This window comes from Natribaculum luteum (genome assembly GCF_023008545.1).
In the GTDB taxonomy this organism is placed as follows: Archaea; Halobacteriota; Halobacteria; order Halobacteriales; family Natrialbaceae; genus Natribaculum; species Natribaculum luteum.
In genome coordinates this window covers 55,963-71,865 of the sequence record NZ_CP095399.1, presented here as the reverse complement: position 1 = coordinate 71,865, position 15,903 = coordinate 55,963, and the positions used below count along the sequence as shown (strand labels likewise).

Genomic DNA, 15,903 nt, shown 5'->3' with positions numbered 1-15,903 from the left:
TGCCCCAGCAGACGATGGTTTCGGAACGTACTACCCAGACGCGAGCGGCGCATTGAGAGGCAACCAATCCCGACGGTGGGGTCCCGTGGGCAGACCTCGAGTTAACGGTCCCGAACGACCGCGATCACACATCGATTGTCGCGCTCGTGGAGTGTGCTCTCGTCGAGTTGACGCACGAGGCCGTGGGGGCAGTCGTCGTCTCCCAGCAGGTGTGGGGGACGAAACACACGCAGTACATCACCGTCGACGACGTCGGCGAGCGATTCCAGAAACAGCACTTCGACGATCAGCTGGGCTGGCACGAGACCACCGTCTCTCGACGGACTGTGCGAGACGAACTCATCACCCACCTCACTCGGTCGGCATCCCCGACGGCAGAGCGCGAGCGTGACGTATCAGCCAGCGAGCTAGCCACGTTCGCCGTGAAGCCAGTTCAGGAATTTCAGACTACGTAGCGCACGCTCTTAACCAACACACCGGAATAGTTCCGGCACAGTGTTGGTTAACGCTGTATGGCAGAACCATCCCTTCGATCTCTGCCCCAGTCCCTCGAGTGAGCGTATTCTGGCAGCCGATCGTATGGACGCCCGTCATGACGGGTTTTATCGGGCCTCTGTTCGTCGAGAGCCAGTATGGTTGTCGTCGAGCAGGTCATCCGATTGAGCGAGCGGCGCACGCAAACCACGTCCGAAATGTTCCCTGATGACGCTTTGGCGTCGATTCGGTCGGCCGTTGAGGCCGTTCCGACGAGCGTCTTCGATGGCTCGGCGAAACACACCGAGATCGGCGCGTTCGATGCCGCGATCGCCGACTGCCTCCCGCAGTACGAGTACGAAGGGGACGCTGCAGGCGGCTACAACCCGAACTGCAAGCTCTGGTCGCATCTGGGATTTAACTACAGCGTCGACCTCTACGACGCCGACACCCGCATCGCCATCGAGGTTGAGAAGAGCAAACGGAAGAACGTCAGCGACGACCTGCTCAAGTTTCAGAAGGGGTACCGCACCCAGAAGGATAGCCGGCCGAAGATTGAGTTCGGCTGTCTCGTCGTGCCGGTGAACTACCGTGGATCGGACAACCTCTACCAGCATAGCCTGACCAAGCTCGACTTCATGAAGGGCGTCTTGTTCATCGACGACATCGCTGTCATTGGCTATCGCGACCCGCGATCAGGCTGACGCTGTCTGACCTGCATCTCATTCTGATACACCCGACAGACGGGAGTCCCCTGCTCTTCCAGCAGGGCGACACGTACGAGCTGTCTGAATCGCCAGACAACGAGGAGCTATGGCCAGATGCATCTTCTGCTGAACACTCCAAGGCTGTGGAGCCGTCCCAGCCGGCAGAATCATGCTCCTCAGGAGAGCAATCTGTACAGATCGAACCAGAGAGTGATGGCATCGAGGCGTTCGCAGCGATGTACATCAGAGAAGCAGATGGTGTGCAGATACCGAAGGAGAAATTGTTTCAGGCGTACTCGAGATGGACTGATCAGCAGGACATTGATGGGACAAATGCGAGCTGGTTCGGTCGGAAGCTTGCGAACGTCGTTGAGTATGAAGATGACCGTATCAGAGACGGCGATAATCTGGTAACAGTCTACACTGGAATCGACCTGACCAGCGATGGATCAAAGCTCCTTGAATGAGATTTATATCATAACTATGTCTGTATCTCAAGAGAATAAAACACCGGATACCTCTGCACTAGCACTAGTATTCCGATCTCAGCTCATCAGGCCATTTACACGCCAATCTCCGGTTTACACCACTATTTGTTCAGGGCAAATTAATTGTTCAGGTCAAGAATTTGAAAAATGTTCAGGGCAAAACCGCAGGACGGAAGCGATGTTCATGGCAAATCGAGGGTCAAAACCAACTAGTATAGAAGGGGTAGCCCCCGTTGGACAGGGTAGCGAACAGCCCACTGGATTTCGGTGTGTTTGTCAGCATCGTGACAGTGGATGCACGATGTCCAACTGGACGCATATTACGAGGTCGATCGATGATGTCTGAGAGCGCTGTCTCGGTACTCCCCGAGGAACTACGTGAGCGCGACCAGTGGGTCTGCTGGAAAGAAGAACCTCGAGATGGGAAGCCGACGAAGATACCAGTGACGCCAGGGAGTGGTGCGTTCGCATCATCGACGGATCCCGAAACATGGGCGTCGTTCGAGACAGCCCTCGAGTACGCTGACACAGGGAACGCCGATGGCATCGGCTTCGTCTTTACCGACGACGATCCCATCGTCGGTGTGGATCTGGATGACTGTCGAGATCCCGCAAGCGACGACGTCGACGACACAGCACTGGACATCATCGAGCGACTCGATTCCTATACGGAGATCTCTCCCTCGGGTACTGGGTTCCACGTACTCATCAAGGGAGAGCTCCCGGATGGACGGAACCGCCGTGGTAGCATCGAACTGTATGACACTGCTCGGTTTTTCACCGTGACCGGCGACCGCCTCGAGGACACGCCAACTTGCGTTGCACGTCGGCAGGATGCGCTGGTAGCGATCCATCGTGAATACGTCCAAGACTCTGACCCAGATCCAGAGCACGAATCTGGGAACCGTCGCAGTATGGACGTGACGAAAACGACGGGCAGTGCAGCCCATACTGACGTTGATCTCGAGGACGAGGACCTGCTCGAGCGAGCACGGAACGCATCGAACGGTGAGAAGTTCGAGCGGTTGTGGCGTGGCTCGACTGCCGGTTACGAGAGTCAGTCAGAGGCGGACATGGCGCTGTGTTGTTTGCTGGCATTCTGGACTGGCGGTGACCTCCAGCAGATGGATCGGCTCTTCCGCCAATCGGGACTGCTCCGAAACAAGTGGGATGAAGTCCACTATGCTGACGGCTCTACGTACGGCGAGAAGACCATCGAACGAGCGGTTGCGAGTATCTCTGAGTTCTACGATCCGGACACTCGAGAGACGGCAACCGAATCTGCTCCCAGAACGAGCGAGCCGTCGACCACTGCTAGCCGTGACAAATCGGATCGGAAGCAGAATCGTGCGTATCTGATTGAGAAGAACCGACTGTTGACTGGCCGTGTCGACGAACTCGAGGCCACGCTCGAACAGAAAAATGAGCGCATCGATCTCCTCGAGGCAACGATCGAGGATCTCAAAACCGAACTTGCAGAGCGTAACCGAGAGATCAAGCAGACTCGAGAAGAACAAGTCGACACAGCGTCTGACTGTGACACCGCTTCAGAGACATCCTCTTTGTGGGGACGATTATTCGGCGAGAGCTCCAAGTAACAGTCGTTGCGAGGATCGTTTCTTCAATTCAGAGTAAGGCACTCAACTCGGTAAGTAAGTCTGCGAATCTATCGGCAGAATAGGTTCACGGTTAGCATTCGATGTCGGCGACCTGAGCCAACTGCGGTTGCTCGTCGCTTGGATGCGAGTACCAGAAATGGAATTGGAGACAGTAGTTCTCGTCGAGATCATCAACACCCAAGATATCGACGCTCCCTGCGAAATCCTCAACGACTCCGTGTAACGCGACCGGGGAGACGTCTTCATCCGGAGCCATTGTCACTATCTCGTCGACGCCCGCGTCGACACGGTGTGACCCCCAGTCTAGCATGCCAGCTTCGGTTTCGAGCGCGAGGTGGAACGTCCGCGCTCCATCGTCCGCATTCCGGAGTTCGACACTCACCTCTCTGAGGGATCCGCTAGACGTGAACGGGGCGATACAGCCGGAGAACCCGGACAACACGGCCGTCGCGGAGAGGAGGGCGTGGCGGCGTTGCACATATCCGACTACATTCGGCCGAAGTAAGTATGTTATTTGTACTGACCGCGAGTTTCGTGAGCCGTTCAGAATAAAGAAACAGACAACGGCCCACCGATACCCTCGTGACTGTGAGGTCGTGTTTTTCGTCCCTAGGAAGGGTGCGGGGCGGTCGAACTGCCCCGAGATAGCGTATGACTTCTGAGCGACAGCACCCACGAGACCGTGGTATTGATCGAGCACCAACCCACCGACAGCCCACTGAACCACCCTGGTCCGGCCTCGAGTTACGCGTTCCGAACGACCGAAGTCGGGAGTCACTCATTTCATTCGTCGAGTGTGTTCTCGTCGAACTCACGCATGCAGACGTCGGTGCCGAGTATCGATCGTCGAACGTCTGGGGAGTCAAACGAACCCAGTACATCGCCGCCGAGACGACTGGCCAGCTCTTCAGGAAGCGCCATTATGACGAACGGCTCGGCTGGCACGAACAGACGATGTCTCGGCAGGACGTGCGTGATGAACTGATCAACCGCCTCGCACGGCCCACGTCACTGGCGACGGATCAGAGTCATACTCTTCCTGTTGAGGAACCAGATACGTTCCGGGTGAAGCCGACGTGGCAACTGCGAACAGGTCGACGGACCAGCAAGAGGTGAACTCGTTCTCAATGTCTCTGAATCAGGTTGGTCAAGCGGCTCATGTTCTTGCAAAGAAGCAAATCACACACCTATGTTATGAAGTCCATAGGTTTATGCCTATGGAGGTCATCACATAAGATGACGGATGGCGTCCTACACTACCATCGAAGATTGACAGGATGTTTAAGATGGGTACGTCATCGATGTGACCATCCGGCAGACGGAGGATAAGAAGTACCCGTGTGGATGGGACTACAGCCTACACCACGGGGAAGTCGGCGGCGACACCATCCTTCGATACGACAACGCCCATGAACTGACGAAAGGCCATGAGCGCCACACCCGAAACGATGTTGAAATCATCGAATTCCCCGGGATGTTGACGCTCTACGATCGCTGTCAACGCGAAACCGAGGAGATGTCGCCTGTCTCATGGAACTGGTCGGAGTAGGACGTCTCCAGGAGGTATACACCATGCCCACGCTCAAAGTCACCGTCGGTGAACGTGATCGCCTCAACCAGCGCACGCGTAGCCGCATCAAGGCTGCCCAAGAGGGTGAAGACCTTGACGATGCCCAGCCGGTGTTGAACTTCGGATCGTATACAGAGCTCAGTCGCCTTCTTAGCCCAAAGAATCTAGAGTTGTTGGAAGCAATCTCTAAACACCAGCCCGAGAGCATCCGCGAAGCCGCTGACCTGGTGGAGCGAGACTACAAACAGGTCCATCGGAACCTTTCCGAACTCGAAGACATCGGCGTCATTGAGTTTGAAAATGGCGGGCCTGGTCAGGCAAAGAAGCCGAAACTGGCCTACGACGGTCTTGAAATTGATATCCCGTTTGCAGGATCGAATGGGAGTGTCGGTGCAGCAGCACCCTGAAAGATCCTGTTCTTGGCCATCTAGAAACGACCCTTCGCTCTCTGTTCTCGCTACACGTGGTCGACAGACGTACGTGATGAACTGATCAACCGCCTCGCACAGCCTGCGTCACTGGCGACGAATTAGAGTCATTCCGATCCTGTTGAAGAACCAGATACGTTCAGGGTGAAGCCGACGTGGCAACCGCGAACAGGTCGACAGCCCGGCGAAAAGTAATCAGCAGGCGTCAGTACTCCAGTCGCTGTTGAATATCGATCACTGACCCCACACACATCACGCAGTGTCTTCGACTTGACTGTACTTCCAGCAGCGAGTTTCTTGGCGCCGTGAGGCATGAGGCGCGCTCAACAGTGAGCCGTCATGTGATCTCCAATGACCAATCCCAATCCGATTGACGACACTGCAGATGATTACAGCCGATTCGAAGCCAGACTCGTTGCCCAGGATCAGGATGCAACTCGCGTTGTGACAGCAGATGTTGGCGAGACAACCGCCCGACAGCTCGTTACGGAACTCATCGATAACGGTGTGGTGACGCCGGTTCCTGGCAAGCGGGTGTTCGTCCACGAGCCAAGTGAGACTGCCTTTGACTCGAGCACTCAGCTTGCCGTCTTCCATCGAGGTTGGACGGCGGCCCGAAACGCCGACAAGGAGGGTGAGTGATGCAGCAGACGCTCGCTGGCTGTGCCTTCTGCGACGCCCTGCCCGGAACCGAGTCCGGTGAGGCACATACCTGGGGAAAAGACGAGCGAGTCTCCCATCTGATCTGTGTCGACTGCGCTATCCAGGCGGAGCCGGACCCTAGCGACCGCGATCACTGCACCTGTGACGGCTGTGGGCTCATCGTCGACACGATTGCGGCGCTCACGCGGTTCCGCGTCGAACTCGGCCGTCTTGAGGGCACGCTACAGCTGTGTGCGCGGTGTAGTCCGGGTGGGCCAGCCACCTACTGGACGCGTGATCTCGAGGAGCACATCGTGAAGACTGCGTAAGTACTGGATGCGAATGTGAGAACATGCTGGAGATTCCTGCTGAGCAAGAAAAAATGCTCTGTTGAACGCCGACGCCCTCTGCGGATTGTATCGCTGATTTCAGGGGATTTGGACGCCGTCTGGCGATATGGGACGTCTCAGGAACCTCGCACAGACGTTTCACGAGTTCGCCACGACCCACGTAGAAGAACCAGACGTACCCGCCGCGCCGGACGGCGCGGACGGGTACGCCAAGTCCACGAAGATCGCGTTGCTCTTGCTCAAAGAGGAAGTCAACAAGCCGCTCCGGCAGTTCGAGGACTATCTGAACGAGATGCCGGGAATCCTTGCTGTGTTCGGCCTTGAGAAATCACCTGATTACACGTCTTTCAGCGTGTGGGACGGAGAATTCCCGATGAAAGAGTTGCGCCGCCTGCTCCGCCGGTCAGCGGAGCAGGCGGGGCTCTCAGGAACTGCCTCGATCGATGCCAGCGGCTTCCAGCGAGATCAGGCTAGTTCGCACTACCGAAATCGTGTCGGCTACTCGTTCAATGCGATGAAGACAACGCTGCTCGTCGATACGGAGTCACTTGCTATCATGGACGCTCATTTCACCACAAAGAAAGCCTATGACGGTCACATTGGGCTGCAGGTCTTTCGGCGCAACGCCGAAGACCTGCAGGCACTTCTGGCTGACAAGATGTACTCATGGAGCAATCTCCGGGAGGCCTGCCGTGAAGCGTCAACGCGACCAGTGATCAAACACTGTGAGCAAAACGCACTCAAGAAGGCTCACAACGCCAGAATTGACGACGAAGTCTACAATCAACGGTCAATGAGTGAGACCGTATTTGCGATGCTGAAGGACGACGGCGACGAGCTCCGCTCCCGGAGCTGGCATGGCCAGTTCCGGGAGCTCACACGGAAGTGCATCGTCCATAACCTCGCGCAGGCGGCGAGTTAAGGCTCGCCGCCTGCTCCTCTTCTCCGGACGTATTCGAGAGAGGCATCGCCATCGTCCATCTCACACTTCGTGCAGCATCTTGTGAAACTGATGTTTTGATCACTGCACAAGTCGGCTGAAATCGAATCGTCCGATCTCAGAACCTACCGATAGAGCGTAGCTACCGGTGGAAAAGCGAATGTCAAAATTTCTATGACGGCGCTGTCTTGCGTTCAACACTGCAAGAAAAAACGTCGATGGTTCTGAACAGAGAGCGACGTAACTCGCTGAACGAAGCAGAAATAATTCAGCGTGCGGTAGATATATGGCTGATCATATCGTTAGTTGGATGTAGGTGAACACTGATGGACTTGACTGATACTCCCGACGACATTCGTGATTCAACTGAGAGTCCACCTGATTTTACCGAATGGGACTCTCCTGAAGAGGTCTTGAAAGGAGGTCCAACACGAGAACGATTGCTCAGTGTTATTTTACAGTTACGGACTCCAACAAAAGTGTCCAGAATTGCAGAGCAAGCAGACTGCGATACTGAGACTGCAAGAGACTACCTTGAATGGTTCACCTCGATGGGAATGACGCGTGAGATCTCGGGACGACCTGTGAGATACGAACGCAACGAATCGTATCTCCAGTGGCGCAGAGTTGAGCAAATCCGAGACGAATATTCTGAGGCAGAGATCGTCAAAGAGTTCAAAGAGACGATGAAACGAATCGAGGAGTATCGTGCCCAGTTCGATGCAGACAGTCCGGAAGACGTGTCTCTCATGGATAGCACCAAGGAAGCGTCGGTTGAAGAAGTGTGGGAAGCACTGAGTGAGTGGAAAACGCTCAAACAACGTGCAGAGCTGTTAGATACAGCGCGTCAGAACGGTCATTCCTCGAGTGGCGGTGCCAAAGTCGATGCCTGAACGCCGGCCAGCTGACGACGATACTGTCCCAGAGGTCGGTGGCATCGATACCGACATTCTCGAGCAAATTGGGCAGCATCTTGAACGAAGCAATCGCTTTGCAGAGACTGTCTTTCAGCCGGAGTACGCACCGAGTTCAGTCGTCGCAGAATACGACATGGGGTACTTTCCAACGGCTATAGAGCGTGCGTATCTTCAGGTCCGATGGTATGAGACAGACGATTTCAACATCCACTACTCTGAACAATACGAGACTGGAAACCACTGGGAGTGTCGGTGGGACCGCCATCCAAACGATCACAATACCCGCTCACATTTTCATCCGCCTCCGGATGCAGCGACACCAGGGGATGATGTAGAGTATGAGGAAGACTGGCGAGATATCCTCTCGGACGTACTCGGCGACTTAGACGATCGAATCGAAGCGTTTTGGGAGTGAGAGATAAGCGGGATACCTGTTGAAAGACGGTCCCCTTCAACCCCAGCGCATTCGTTCACCGATTAGGGGCTTAAACAGGATTCTCATAAAGCCAGAGCCTATATTTTGAAAACGACAGCGGTACTCGGTATCGGTATGGAGTGTCCTGCGTGTGGCGGCCCCGTCACGATAGAAGTAGGGCCGAACCAGCCGCTCTCAGCATCAGTGGCGGATGCACTGCTTGCTGCCGACGAAAACGAGCAAATCACCGTCACCCGAAATTGCTGGGCGTGTGGATGGAATGAAGAACGGTCGGTATCCATTGACTCGATCGAGATAACCGAGGGAGAGGCCCATGTTGTCAAGCGAGCCGTGCTCCTCAACGAGATCACCGACGAACTCTCGACCATCGACAGTTTGGCAACGCTCAAAGATGTTCTTGCCGAGGTCCGCCGGCAGCGTCGGCTTGAGCCAACGACCACGGAGACAGACAGAGACACCACGGTTGAATAGCGATGTCCGATGGCGACGCCCTGTACGACGTTCGTGAACGAACCGGAAACCCCGATCACGCATCGGTCGACGAGGTAGTTGAACTCGTGTTTGAGCGTGCACAGAACCCTCGAGAGGACCACCAGGACGCGCATTTCGACGCGGCGATGGCGATCGCCGTGGACAGATACGGGACAGAACCCGTCCGTACGGTTATCCGTCGCGTCCTCGTCGACCACTATCCGTTCCGTACCGCCACGACTGACCTCGAGATGCGCAACATCGACGGCATTCGTATTGGGACGACGGCCGGCTGGTTCCTTGAGGAGCTAAATGAATAGCTTATCGGGTGGCATGAGAAAACCAAGACTGTGACTGACGACGTCGCGTATCCCTCTGTTGACTTGGTCCTTGACCTTCACGAGCAGATTGTCGAGGAAGGCGACAACACGGAATCAGGGGTTCGATCAGAAGATGCAGTTGCATCTGCGTTGCAGTACGTTTCGGAGGGATTTTTCGGGGAGGTCCCACAGACGATCCATGAGAAGGCAGTCCACCTGATGAGGCTGCTTGTTGCAGATCATCCGTTTGTCGACGGGAACAAGCGAACTGCACTCCGAACGGTAGTCGTCTTTTATATGCTAAACGGACACACATTCGAATACGGCGACGAAGTTCGTGCCTTATTGCACCGCTTTGCGACCGACGAAGCCGCTGTCGACACCGATACCGCAGTGATTTACTTCCGAGCGTGCGCTCGTCGCAACTGATAAAGGGACACAACGAGTATATTCAATATAGAGATGGCGTCCAGCACCGATTCCTCGGCGACGGGCGACGAAGAAGCCCGCCGACTCTATGAGCGATATCAGTCGGCTGAGAGTGATGAGGAACGCCACGAAATCGCCCTCGAGATGGGGAAACTTGACGGACGCCGCCACGCGGAGATTTACGCAGCACTCGAAGACGAGTGAGCAGTTCTTCTTCCAGAGATCTGTGTGCGGAGTCGTTCAAGACCCGCGACTAGCTGAATTTCGATTTAGGGTTGTCGCCAGCTGGGTTCATTCAGCCTCGAGGTCGCGAGCATCCAGTTCGCCAGCGAGGTACTGCTCTCCCTGACGAGTGATGTCGTAGACGCCGTTGCCCAAGTGGACAAGAAGGCCGTAGGTGACTAGCGTCTTGCAGCGGGTATTGATATGTTGCCGGGAGAAGCGAACCCGACCGCTGTCAGCCATCTCTTTGGGCGTATCGGGTCCAGCATCAGACAGATGCTCTAAAATCCGATCGTCGGCGCGAGACATCCAGTCAGCATCAAAGCGCATACTCAACTCTGCTTGCGCCGATACTATCCTACACGCGCTAAGTCAAGTATTGAGTCGATACGAAACTGTAGTTGACTCCAAACCTTTTATGACCCGTTAAACTGAAGACTCAAGCGTTCAAATGGATCGATCACAGCGAACGGGGAATGGATCATCAACGGATCTTGTCGTTGAAATCATCGAGACGCTGGAAGCGTGTGGCCTCGATTGCGACGACTACCAACTCTACGACACTGTTGATCCCGAAGCACTCGAGCAACTGCTCGCCTCATCAACGGATGATACCGAAGTTCGACTCACTGTTGAAGGCATTCGGATTGCTGTGACGTCAGACGGTGTGGACGTCCTAATCGATGATCCAACCAGTGTGTCAGATCAGTAGCGGAATCGCTTTTTTCGACCGCGAGGATCAGTGGGATACCGGACGTAACTGTTCACTGTGAGAATCTGCCTTTCGAAGCTATTACAAATTGCCGCCCGTAGCGATTCCTTGATTGTTGAGTTCAGAAATCACACCCAGTGTTTAACTCTTGAGAGTAATGATAATTAACTAATCGATGGAGCGTCTAAACCGACAGCAAGAGAACGAAACTCATTCACGGCAAGAAGCAACCAAACAAAGGGGAGAACAGACATGTCCTGAATGTGAGTCGAGTGCGCTCACGAGAAGTGCGGACGAGAGTGAGATTAGCTGTGCGGAGTGTGGGTTAGTTCTCGAAGAGGGAGCTATCGATCGAGGGCCTGAATGGCGGGCGTTCAACGCGGCAGAACGGGATACCAAATCTCGAGTGGGTGCACCGACAACCCAAACAATGCACGACAAGGGCTTGACGACCACTATTGGATGGAAAAATAAAGACGCCGCTGGTCGCTCGCTGTCCTCAGAGAAGCGCCTCCAGCTCAGCCGGATGCGGAAATGGCAAGAGCGGATTCGAACAAAAGACGCTGGCGAACGGAATCTCCAGCTTGCTCTCTCCGAAACTGATCGAATGGCGTCCGCGCTGGGTGTTCCCCGATCTGTTCGAGAGGTCGCGAGTGTGCTCTATCGGCGTGCACTTGATGAAGATCTTATCCGCGGGCGTTCCATTGAGGGCGTTGCCACAAGTACATTATACGCGGCCTGTCGAATGGAGGGAATCCCACGATCGTTGGACGAAATTTCGGCAGTCTCTCGTGTCGAACGTATAGAAATAGCGCGTACGTACCGGTATATCGCGCAGGAACTCTCCCTTGAAATGGAGCCCGTTGATCCGAAAAAGTACGTTCCTCGCTTCTGCTCTGAACTCGAGGTTTCCGAAGAAGTGCAGGTGAAAGCAACTGAAATCATCGAAACCACTGCAGAGAAGGGACTGTTATCAGGAAAATCGCCAACTGGCTATGCTGGGGCAGCAATCTATGCGAGTTCCCTGTTGTGTAATGAGAAACGGACACAGAAAGCCGTCGCTGACGTTGCTCACGTGACAGAAGTCACTATTCGGAACCGATATCAAGAACAGATCAGTGCTATGGGAATTCAGAACTGACGATCGTTTGTTGGGTTCGATGTGAGAACTGATGTCAGAGATACTGTAGCGCTTCCGTGATGGTCAGATGAATGAAATAGCCGATGGGATTATGCTGCTCTGACCTGAAATACAGATGCTATGTCAAGTGATCAGGTTATTGATCTTCTCAAGCAGGCGTATAACGATGAAATGGAGACGGTGATGAACTATCAAGCACTCTCGATTGTTCTTGATGGAATCCATGCGGAGGAAATCAAAGAAAGCCTCCAACAGGACGTACAGGAGGAACTCGGCCATGCCGAACAACTCGGCCAGCGGCTCAAGCAACTGGATTCCAGTCCACCAGGATCTGAAGAATTCGTTGCCCATCAGGATACACTTCAGCCGCCCGCGGATACCACGGATGTTGCCTCGGTTATCGACGGTGTACTTGATGCCGAAGAAGATGCGATCAGCACGTATCGTGAATTAGTCGATGCAGCTGAAGCCGCAAACGATCCTGTCAGTGAGGATCTCGCCGTAACGCTACTTGCTGATGAAGAAGCACACCGCACTGAGTTCTGTGGCTTCAAGAAGGAATACAAAGGTAACTGACGATCGGTCCGCTCCAGGTGGTACAGCCGAGCCAGTCACGTTAGCGGGCCAGCAACGAGACTGTCAGCTCGTAAAAATAGGGATGTGATTTTTGTGTGTCTGAGCTGAAGTTTCTTGTATGGTTTCAATAGCTGACAGTGTTGTCGTTGTTACCGGTGGCGCATCGGGCATGGGTCGATCGATGGCACTCGAGTTCGCGAGTGAAGGAGCGTCTGTCGTCGCCGTCGACATTGACGAAGACAGTCTCGATGAGGTCACGAGCGAGATCGCGGCCAACGGTGGTGAGGCAATCGGCGTTGTCGGCGACGTTTCTGATCGCGATAGTGTCGAGGCAGTCGTCGAGCAAGCAACTGACGAATACGGCACGATCGACGTCCTCTGTAACAACGCAGGCATCCTTGACGATTACGCCCCAGTTGGGGAGACGTCTGAGGAACTGTGGGACAGGGTCATGGATATCAATCTCAAGGGCGTGTTCCTCCTCACGAAAGCAGCATTGCCAGCACTTATGGACGGTGACGAGGAAGGCGTCGTGATCAATACCGCTTCCATTGCCGGCAAGGTCGCTGGTGGTGGTGGTGCTGCCTATACATCCTCGAAGCATGGCGTGATCGGATTCACCAAGCAGCTGGCACACGATTACGGCCCTGAAATTCGAGCAAACGCTGTCTGTCCAGGCTTCATCGAGACGGGAATGACCGAGGACATGATCGAGCAGACGCCCGACGAAGTCCATGAGATTGTCCAGGAGACGCCTGCTGAACGCTACGCTGAGCCAGAAGAAGTCGCGCAGGTCGTCGCCTTCATCGCGAGCGACAACGCCTCGTTCATGCATGGGACTGCCGTCGATGTCGACGGTGGCTGGCTCGTCGACTAACTACTGGTTGGAACGGCTGTCAAACACTTTTGCTTATCTTTCAGGAGTGACAATCGTCTCCGAAAGAGATGAGGGGCAGATCACGGTCTGAACTCCACTGTCGTAACAAACTTCGGTGACGATTCTGACCCCTTCACACACGAACCGGCCACCACCACTTCGGAACATCCTGCAGGACTAATACGCTGTGTTTTCTTATAAATTGCTGTGAATGGCAAGGTGAAAAATTCTGTAGTGTCACCTGGTCCCGGAACCTTCATCACTCAATACATATACATACATTCAGATATGTACGATCTCACCAAATTTCAACGTGATATCTTGTACGTGATTGCCGGCCAAGACGAGCCACATGGCCTCGCGATCAAAGATGAACTCGAGGAGTACTACGAAAACGAGATCCACCACGGGCGGCTGTACCCGAATCTCGACGAGGTCGTCGACAAAGGGCTCGTCGAGAAAGGCAAGGTCGATCGTCGGACGAACTACTACACGATTACAGCGCGTGGTCAACGCGAACTCGAGGCCCGGCGAGAGTGGGAAGATCAGTACGTCGGTGAGCTACTCTCGAGTACAGAGTGAGACGGCCCTGACCACTGAGCGTGCGCGCTCGATCTGATCTCCCGAGTACTCTATTACAACCATAGTTTCAGGATGGCGTGAATGGAACGAGAGTCAGCTAGTGGTATAAAAAACCGACTAGTTGTATTAGCTTACATCTACGTACGTGTGGAATAACAAATATCATCTCGCCTGAATGGCTGGGCCATGGACCAACTCACAGGATTCCAACGAGACCTGCTGTACGTGATCGCGGGCGCTGACAGACCATCTGGACAGGATGTCAAAGACGAGATCGAGCAGTACTACAGTTCAGAGATCAATCATGGTCGGCTATACCCGAATCTCGATACGGTCGTGAATAAGGAACTCGTCGAGAAAGGACAACTCGACAGACGAACGAACTATTACGCGATTACAGACGAGGGAGAACAAGCGATCGAGGATCGCCGTGAGTGGGTATTACAGTACATCGACTGATCAAAATCGGAAACGATCTGTATTCTTGCTTTGCTCCCCGAATCGGTAAGTACAGGTCAAGTAGTTACCGGAGCAGCAGTGAACTAGCTGGTTCGTCTCTCGTAGCTCCTTCGGAGCTTTGGATACATCAAAAACCAGAGGACTATCAGTAGCACACAGTTGAATAGCCAGATAGAGTCAGTGAATAAATCACGAAGAAACACGGAGGGAGTGCGTTCGAGCAAAACTGCTCCAAGAGCGCCGACAGCTATGACACCTATCACATATGTAATGATAAAAATGAGCGAGTCGCGTCTAAATGACGGCTCCATATCGTCTAATTGACTTTGGTCGAAATAAATCCAGTCGGTACATCCGAACATCTACTTACCGGCTGGTTCAATCAAAGCGGGTTGAAATAAATTGTCTGCGGGGATTTTTATGACGTGATCTGATTACTGTGGTTTTACAATTAGCAGCCTGTTCTCTCGGTGTGAGCCCTATGCAGATCGGGCCTCTGCTCACACATATCTGAGAAATGCGAACATATATTGAGCATGGCCGCGTACAGTTGGATATGACTGAGTTCGATCCGGCCCCAGAATCCGACGCTGCTCAGCGACGGTGGCAAGAGGGCACGGACACGTTTGGACGTGTCTACGATGTTTCCCTTGGAGTGACATCGCCCACCGCGTACACTGAGATTGCGGAGCTTGCCGATTGCTCTCCGAACGCCGCTAAAAAGCATCTCGAGCGTCTGACTGAGATGGGTATCGTTCGAGCAGACCGGAACAGTCGCCCTGCGCAGTACGAACGAAACGATGGGTATCTCGAGTGGCAGGAGGCCAGCCAAATTGCAGATGAGCTCTCCATCGACGAGATAATTGACCGCGTGGCAGCACTCGAAGAACAGCTCACAGAGTATGAGGAGCAGTTCGGAACCACTGACCCGACAGCGGTCTCGGTCGTCGAGCATGACGACCACGAGATGGTTCATGAGCGGATGACTGCGATCAGTGAGTGGCAAGGCATTATTCGAGAGATTCGGCTCTACGAACTTGCTCGACAGCTCTCCCAGAACGATGGGCATCTAATTCCTGCCTGAATGAGTCGGCCACCATCGGATTCGGCCCCTGACTCGACAGGGCCACCGGATCGCCAGACGTTGCGATTGCTCGAGCGACATCTCACATCGGATTCACTCGTCGCCGAGACAGCATTCGATCCAGATTCTTACGAGCCGCGACTCCTCAAGGCGTTCCTTGATATGGAGCGATATCCAGAATCAGTCTCAACAGCCCGGCTTGATATTCGGTGGTTCACAATGGGAGATTTCACATTCCACTACGTCGAAGACCACGACGATGGGAGCCAGTGGGAATGCCGTTGGGATCGGCACCCAAACACGCACAATGCCCGGTTGCACTTTCACCAGCCACCGGCTGCGAACGACATCACTGATCTTGAACTCCCGTCGCTCCACCCCCTCGAGGTGTACTCGACGGTGCTTACTGCGATCGAGCAGCGTCTCGAGGACCTTTGGTCTCAGTGAAGGTATGTGAGT

24 protein-coding genes and 2 pseudogenes are annotated in these 15,903 nt (G+C 54.3%); 24 read left to right on the top strand and 2 right to left on the bottom strand.

Annotated elements, in window-relative coordinates; translation table 11 throughout:
• The first annotated feature begins 14 nt into the window (after positions 1-14).
• The 4 genes and pseudogenes from MU558_RS22985 to MU558_RS22970 all read left to right on the top strand — a co-directional run bounded on the left by MU558_RS22985 (position 15) and on the right by MU558_RS22970 (position 3,267).
• Positions 15-455, top strand: a pseudogene (locus MU558_RS22985) (DUF8030 family protein).
• A 177-nt stretch (positions 456-632) separates the two neighbouring features.
• Positions 633-1,178, top strand: a complete 546-nt coding sequence (locus MU558_RS22980) for a hypothetical protein (RefSeq protein ID WP_246976770.1) — start codon at positions 633-635, stop codon at positions 1,176-1,178.
• 8 nt (positions 1,179-1,186) lie between these two features.
• Positions 1,187-1,648: pseudogene (locus MU558_RS22975) on the top strand (hypothetical protein); the annotation flags it as partial.
• Positions 1,649-2,004: 356 nt separating this feature from the next.
• Positions 2,005-3,267: a phage NrS-1 polymerase family protein gene (locus MU558_RS22970; RefSeq protein ID WP_246976924.1), complete on the top strand. Its 1,263-nt coding sequence runs from the start codon at positions 2,005-2,007 to the stop codon at positions 3,265-3,267.
• A 91-nt stretch (positions 3,268-3,358) separates the two neighbouring features.
• Here MU558_RS22970 and MU558_RS22965 read toward each other — a convergent pair whose 3' ends face one another.
• Positions 3,359-3,766, bottom strand: a complete 408-nt coding sequence (locus MU558_RS22965; RefSeq protein ID WP_092933776.1) for a hypothetical protein — start codon at positions 3,764-3,766, stop codon at positions 3,359-3,361.
• Positions 3,767-3,939: 173 nt separating this feature from the next.
• On the opposite strand from MU558_RS22965, the gene MU558_RS22960 reads away from it, so the two are divergent.
• The 12 genes from MU558_RS22960 (at position 3,940) to MU558_RS22905 (ending at position 9,995) form a co-directional block, all read left to right on the top strand.
• The gene (locus MU558_RS22960; RefSeq protein ID WP_246976767.1) at positions 3,940-4,404 is read left to right on the top strand and encodes a DUF8030 family protein; all 465 of its coding nucleotides are present in this window, start codon (positions 3,940-3,942) and stop codon (positions 4,402-4,404) included.
• A gap of 181 nt (positions 4,405-4,585) precedes the next feature.
• Positions 4,586-4,837 (top strand): toxin-antitoxin system TumE family protein, encoded by a 252-nt coding sequence (locus MU558_RS22955; RefSeq protein WP_246976921.1) that lies wholly within the window; start codon positions 4,586-4,588, stop codon positions 4,835-4,837.
• A 23-nt stretch (positions 4,838-4,860) separates the two neighbouring features.
• The gene (locus tag MU558_RS22950) at positions 4,861-5,265 is read left to right on the top strand and encodes an HVO_A0114 family putative DNA-binding protein (RefSeq protein WP_092933884.1); all 405 of its coding nucleotides are present in this window, start codon (positions 4,861-4,863) and stop codon (positions 5,263-5,265) included.
• A 372-nt stretch (positions 5,266-5,637) separates the two neighbouring features.
• Positions 5,638-5,928: a DUF8069 family protein gene (locus MU558_RS22945; RefSeq protein ID WP_246976764.1), complete on the top strand. Its 291-nt coding sequence runs from the start codon at positions 5,638-5,640 to the stop codon at positions 5,926-5,928.
• The gene (locus MU558_RS22940; protein WP_246976761.1) at positions 5,928-6,257 is read left to right on the top strand and encodes a DUF7558 family protein; all 330 of its coding nucleotides are present in this window, start codon (positions 5,928-5,930) and stop codon (positions 6,255-6,257) included. Before MU558_RS22945 ends, MU558_RS22940 begins: the two co-directional genes overlap by 1 nt.
• A 127-nt stretch (positions 6,258-6,384) precedes the next feature.
• Positions 6,385-7,200: an IS5 family transposase gene (locus MU558_RS22935; protein WP_246972087.1), complete on the top strand. Its 816-nt coding sequence runs from the start codon at positions 6,385-6,387 to the stop codon at positions 7,198-7,200.
• A gap of 344 nt (positions 7,201-7,544) precedes the next feature.
• On the top strand, positions 7,545-8,111 hold the full coding sequence (locus tag MU558_RS22930; protein WP_246976758.1) for a DUF7342 family protein: 567 nt from the start codon (positions 7,545-7,547) through the stop codon (positions 8,109-8,111).
• The gene (locus MU558_RS22925; RefSeq protein WP_246976755.1) at positions 8,104-8,550 is read left to right on the top strand and encodes a toxin-antitoxin system TumE family protein; all 447 of its coding nucleotides are present in this window, start codon (positions 8,104-8,106) and stop codon (positions 8,548-8,550) included. Before MU558_RS22930 ends, MU558_RS22925 begins: the two co-directional genes overlap by 8 nt.
• A 135-nt stretch (positions 8,551-8,685) precedes the next feature.
• Positions 8,686-9,042, top strand: coding sequence for a DUF8105 family protein (locus tag MU558_RS22920; RefSeq protein ID WP_049912076.1), 357 nt, complete (start codon positions 8,686-8,688; stop codon positions 9,040-9,042).
• Positions 9,043-9,044: 2 nt separating this feature from the next.
• Positions 9,045-9,362 (top strand): DUF8158 family protein, encoded by a 318-nt coding sequence (locus tag MU558_RS22915; RefSeq protein ID WP_246976752.1) that lies wholly within the window; start codon positions 9,045-9,047, stop codon positions 9,360-9,362.
• A gap of 30 nt (positions 9,363-9,392) precedes the next feature.
• Positions 9,393-9,791 carry a type II toxin-antitoxin system death-on-curing family toxin gene (locus MU558_RS22910; protein ID WP_008015349.1) on the top strand — a complete coding sequence of 133 codons (399 nt, stop codon included), beginning with the start codon at positions 9,393-9,395 and terminating at the stop codon, positions 9,789-9,791.
• Positions 9,792-9,824: 33 nt separating this feature from the next.
• A complete protein-coding gene (locus MU558_RS22905) occupies positions 9,825-9,995 on the top strand; it encodes a hypothetical protein (protein WP_246976750.1) in 171 nt (56 codons plus the stop codon).
• A gap of 87 nt (positions 9,996-10,082) precedes the next feature.
• Here the strand turns inward: MU558_RS22905 and MU558_RS22900 are convergent, their stop codons facing one another.
• Positions 10,083-10,343: a MarR family transcriptional regulator gene (locus MU558_RS22900; RefSeq protein WP_246976747.1), complete on the bottom strand. Its 261-nt coding sequence runs from the start codon at positions 10,341-10,343 to the stop codon at positions 10,083-10,085.
• Between the two features lie 121 nt (positions 10,344-10,464).
• Here MU558_RS22900 and MU558_RS22895 point away from each other — a divergent pair, with 121 nt between their 5' ends.
• From MU558_RS22895 to MU558_RS22860, 8 genes are all read left to right on the top strand, one after another.
• The gene (locus MU558_RS22895; RefSeq protein WP_246976745.1) at positions 10,465-10,725 is read left to right on the top strand and encodes a HalOD1 output domain-containing protein; all 261 of its coding nucleotides are present in this window, start codon (positions 10,465-10,467) and stop codon (positions 10,723-10,725) included.
• Between the two features lie 175 nt (positions 10,726-10,900).
• Positions 10,901-11,866, top strand: coding sequence for a transcription initiation factor IIB (locus tag MU558_RS22890; protein WP_246976742.1), 966 nt, complete (start codon positions 10,901-10,903; stop codon positions 11,864-11,866).
• Between the two features lie 120 nt (positions 11,867-11,986).
• Positions 11,987-12,442: a ferritin-like domain-containing protein gene (locus MU558_RS22885; RefSeq protein ID WP_246976739.1), complete on the top strand. Its 456-nt coding sequence runs from the start codon at positions 11,987-11,989 to the stop codon at positions 12,440-12,442.
• A gap of 118 nt (positions 12,443-12,560) precedes the next feature.
• On the top strand, positions 12,561-13,319 hold the full coding sequence (locus MU558_RS22880) for an SDR family NAD(P)-dependent oxidoreductase (protein ID WP_265781619.1): 759 nt from the start codon (positions 12,561-12,563) through the stop codon (positions 13,317-13,319).
• A 288-nt stretch (positions 13,320-13,607) separates the two neighbouring features.
• Positions 13,608-13,901: a PadR family transcriptional regulator gene (locus MU558_RS22875; RefSeq protein WP_130501456.1), complete on the top strand. Its 294-nt coding sequence runs from the start codon at positions 13,608-13,610 to the stop codon at positions 13,899-13,901.
• A gap of 186 nt (positions 13,902-14,087) precedes the next feature.
• The gene (locus MU558_RS22870; RefSeq protein WP_246976733.1) at positions 14,088-14,360 is read left to right on the top strand and encodes a PadR family transcriptional regulator; all 273 of its coding nucleotides are present in this window, start codon (positions 14,088-14,090) and stop codon (positions 14,358-14,360) included.
• A gap of 556 nt (positions 14,361-14,916) precedes the next feature.
• Positions 14,917-15,444 carry a winged helix-turn-helix domain-containing protein gene (locus MU558_RS22865; RefSeq protein WP_246976731.1) on the top strand — a complete coding sequence of 176 codons (528 nt, stop codon included), beginning with the start codon at positions 14,917-14,919 and terminating at the stop codon, positions 15,442-15,444.
• Positions 15,445-15,891: a toxin-antitoxin system TumE family protein gene (locus MU558_RS22860; protein ID WP_246976729.1), complete on the top strand. Its 447-nt coding sequence runs from the start codon at positions 15,445-15,447 to the stop codon at positions 15,889-15,891.
• Positions 15,892-15,903 lie beyond the last annotated feature (12 nt).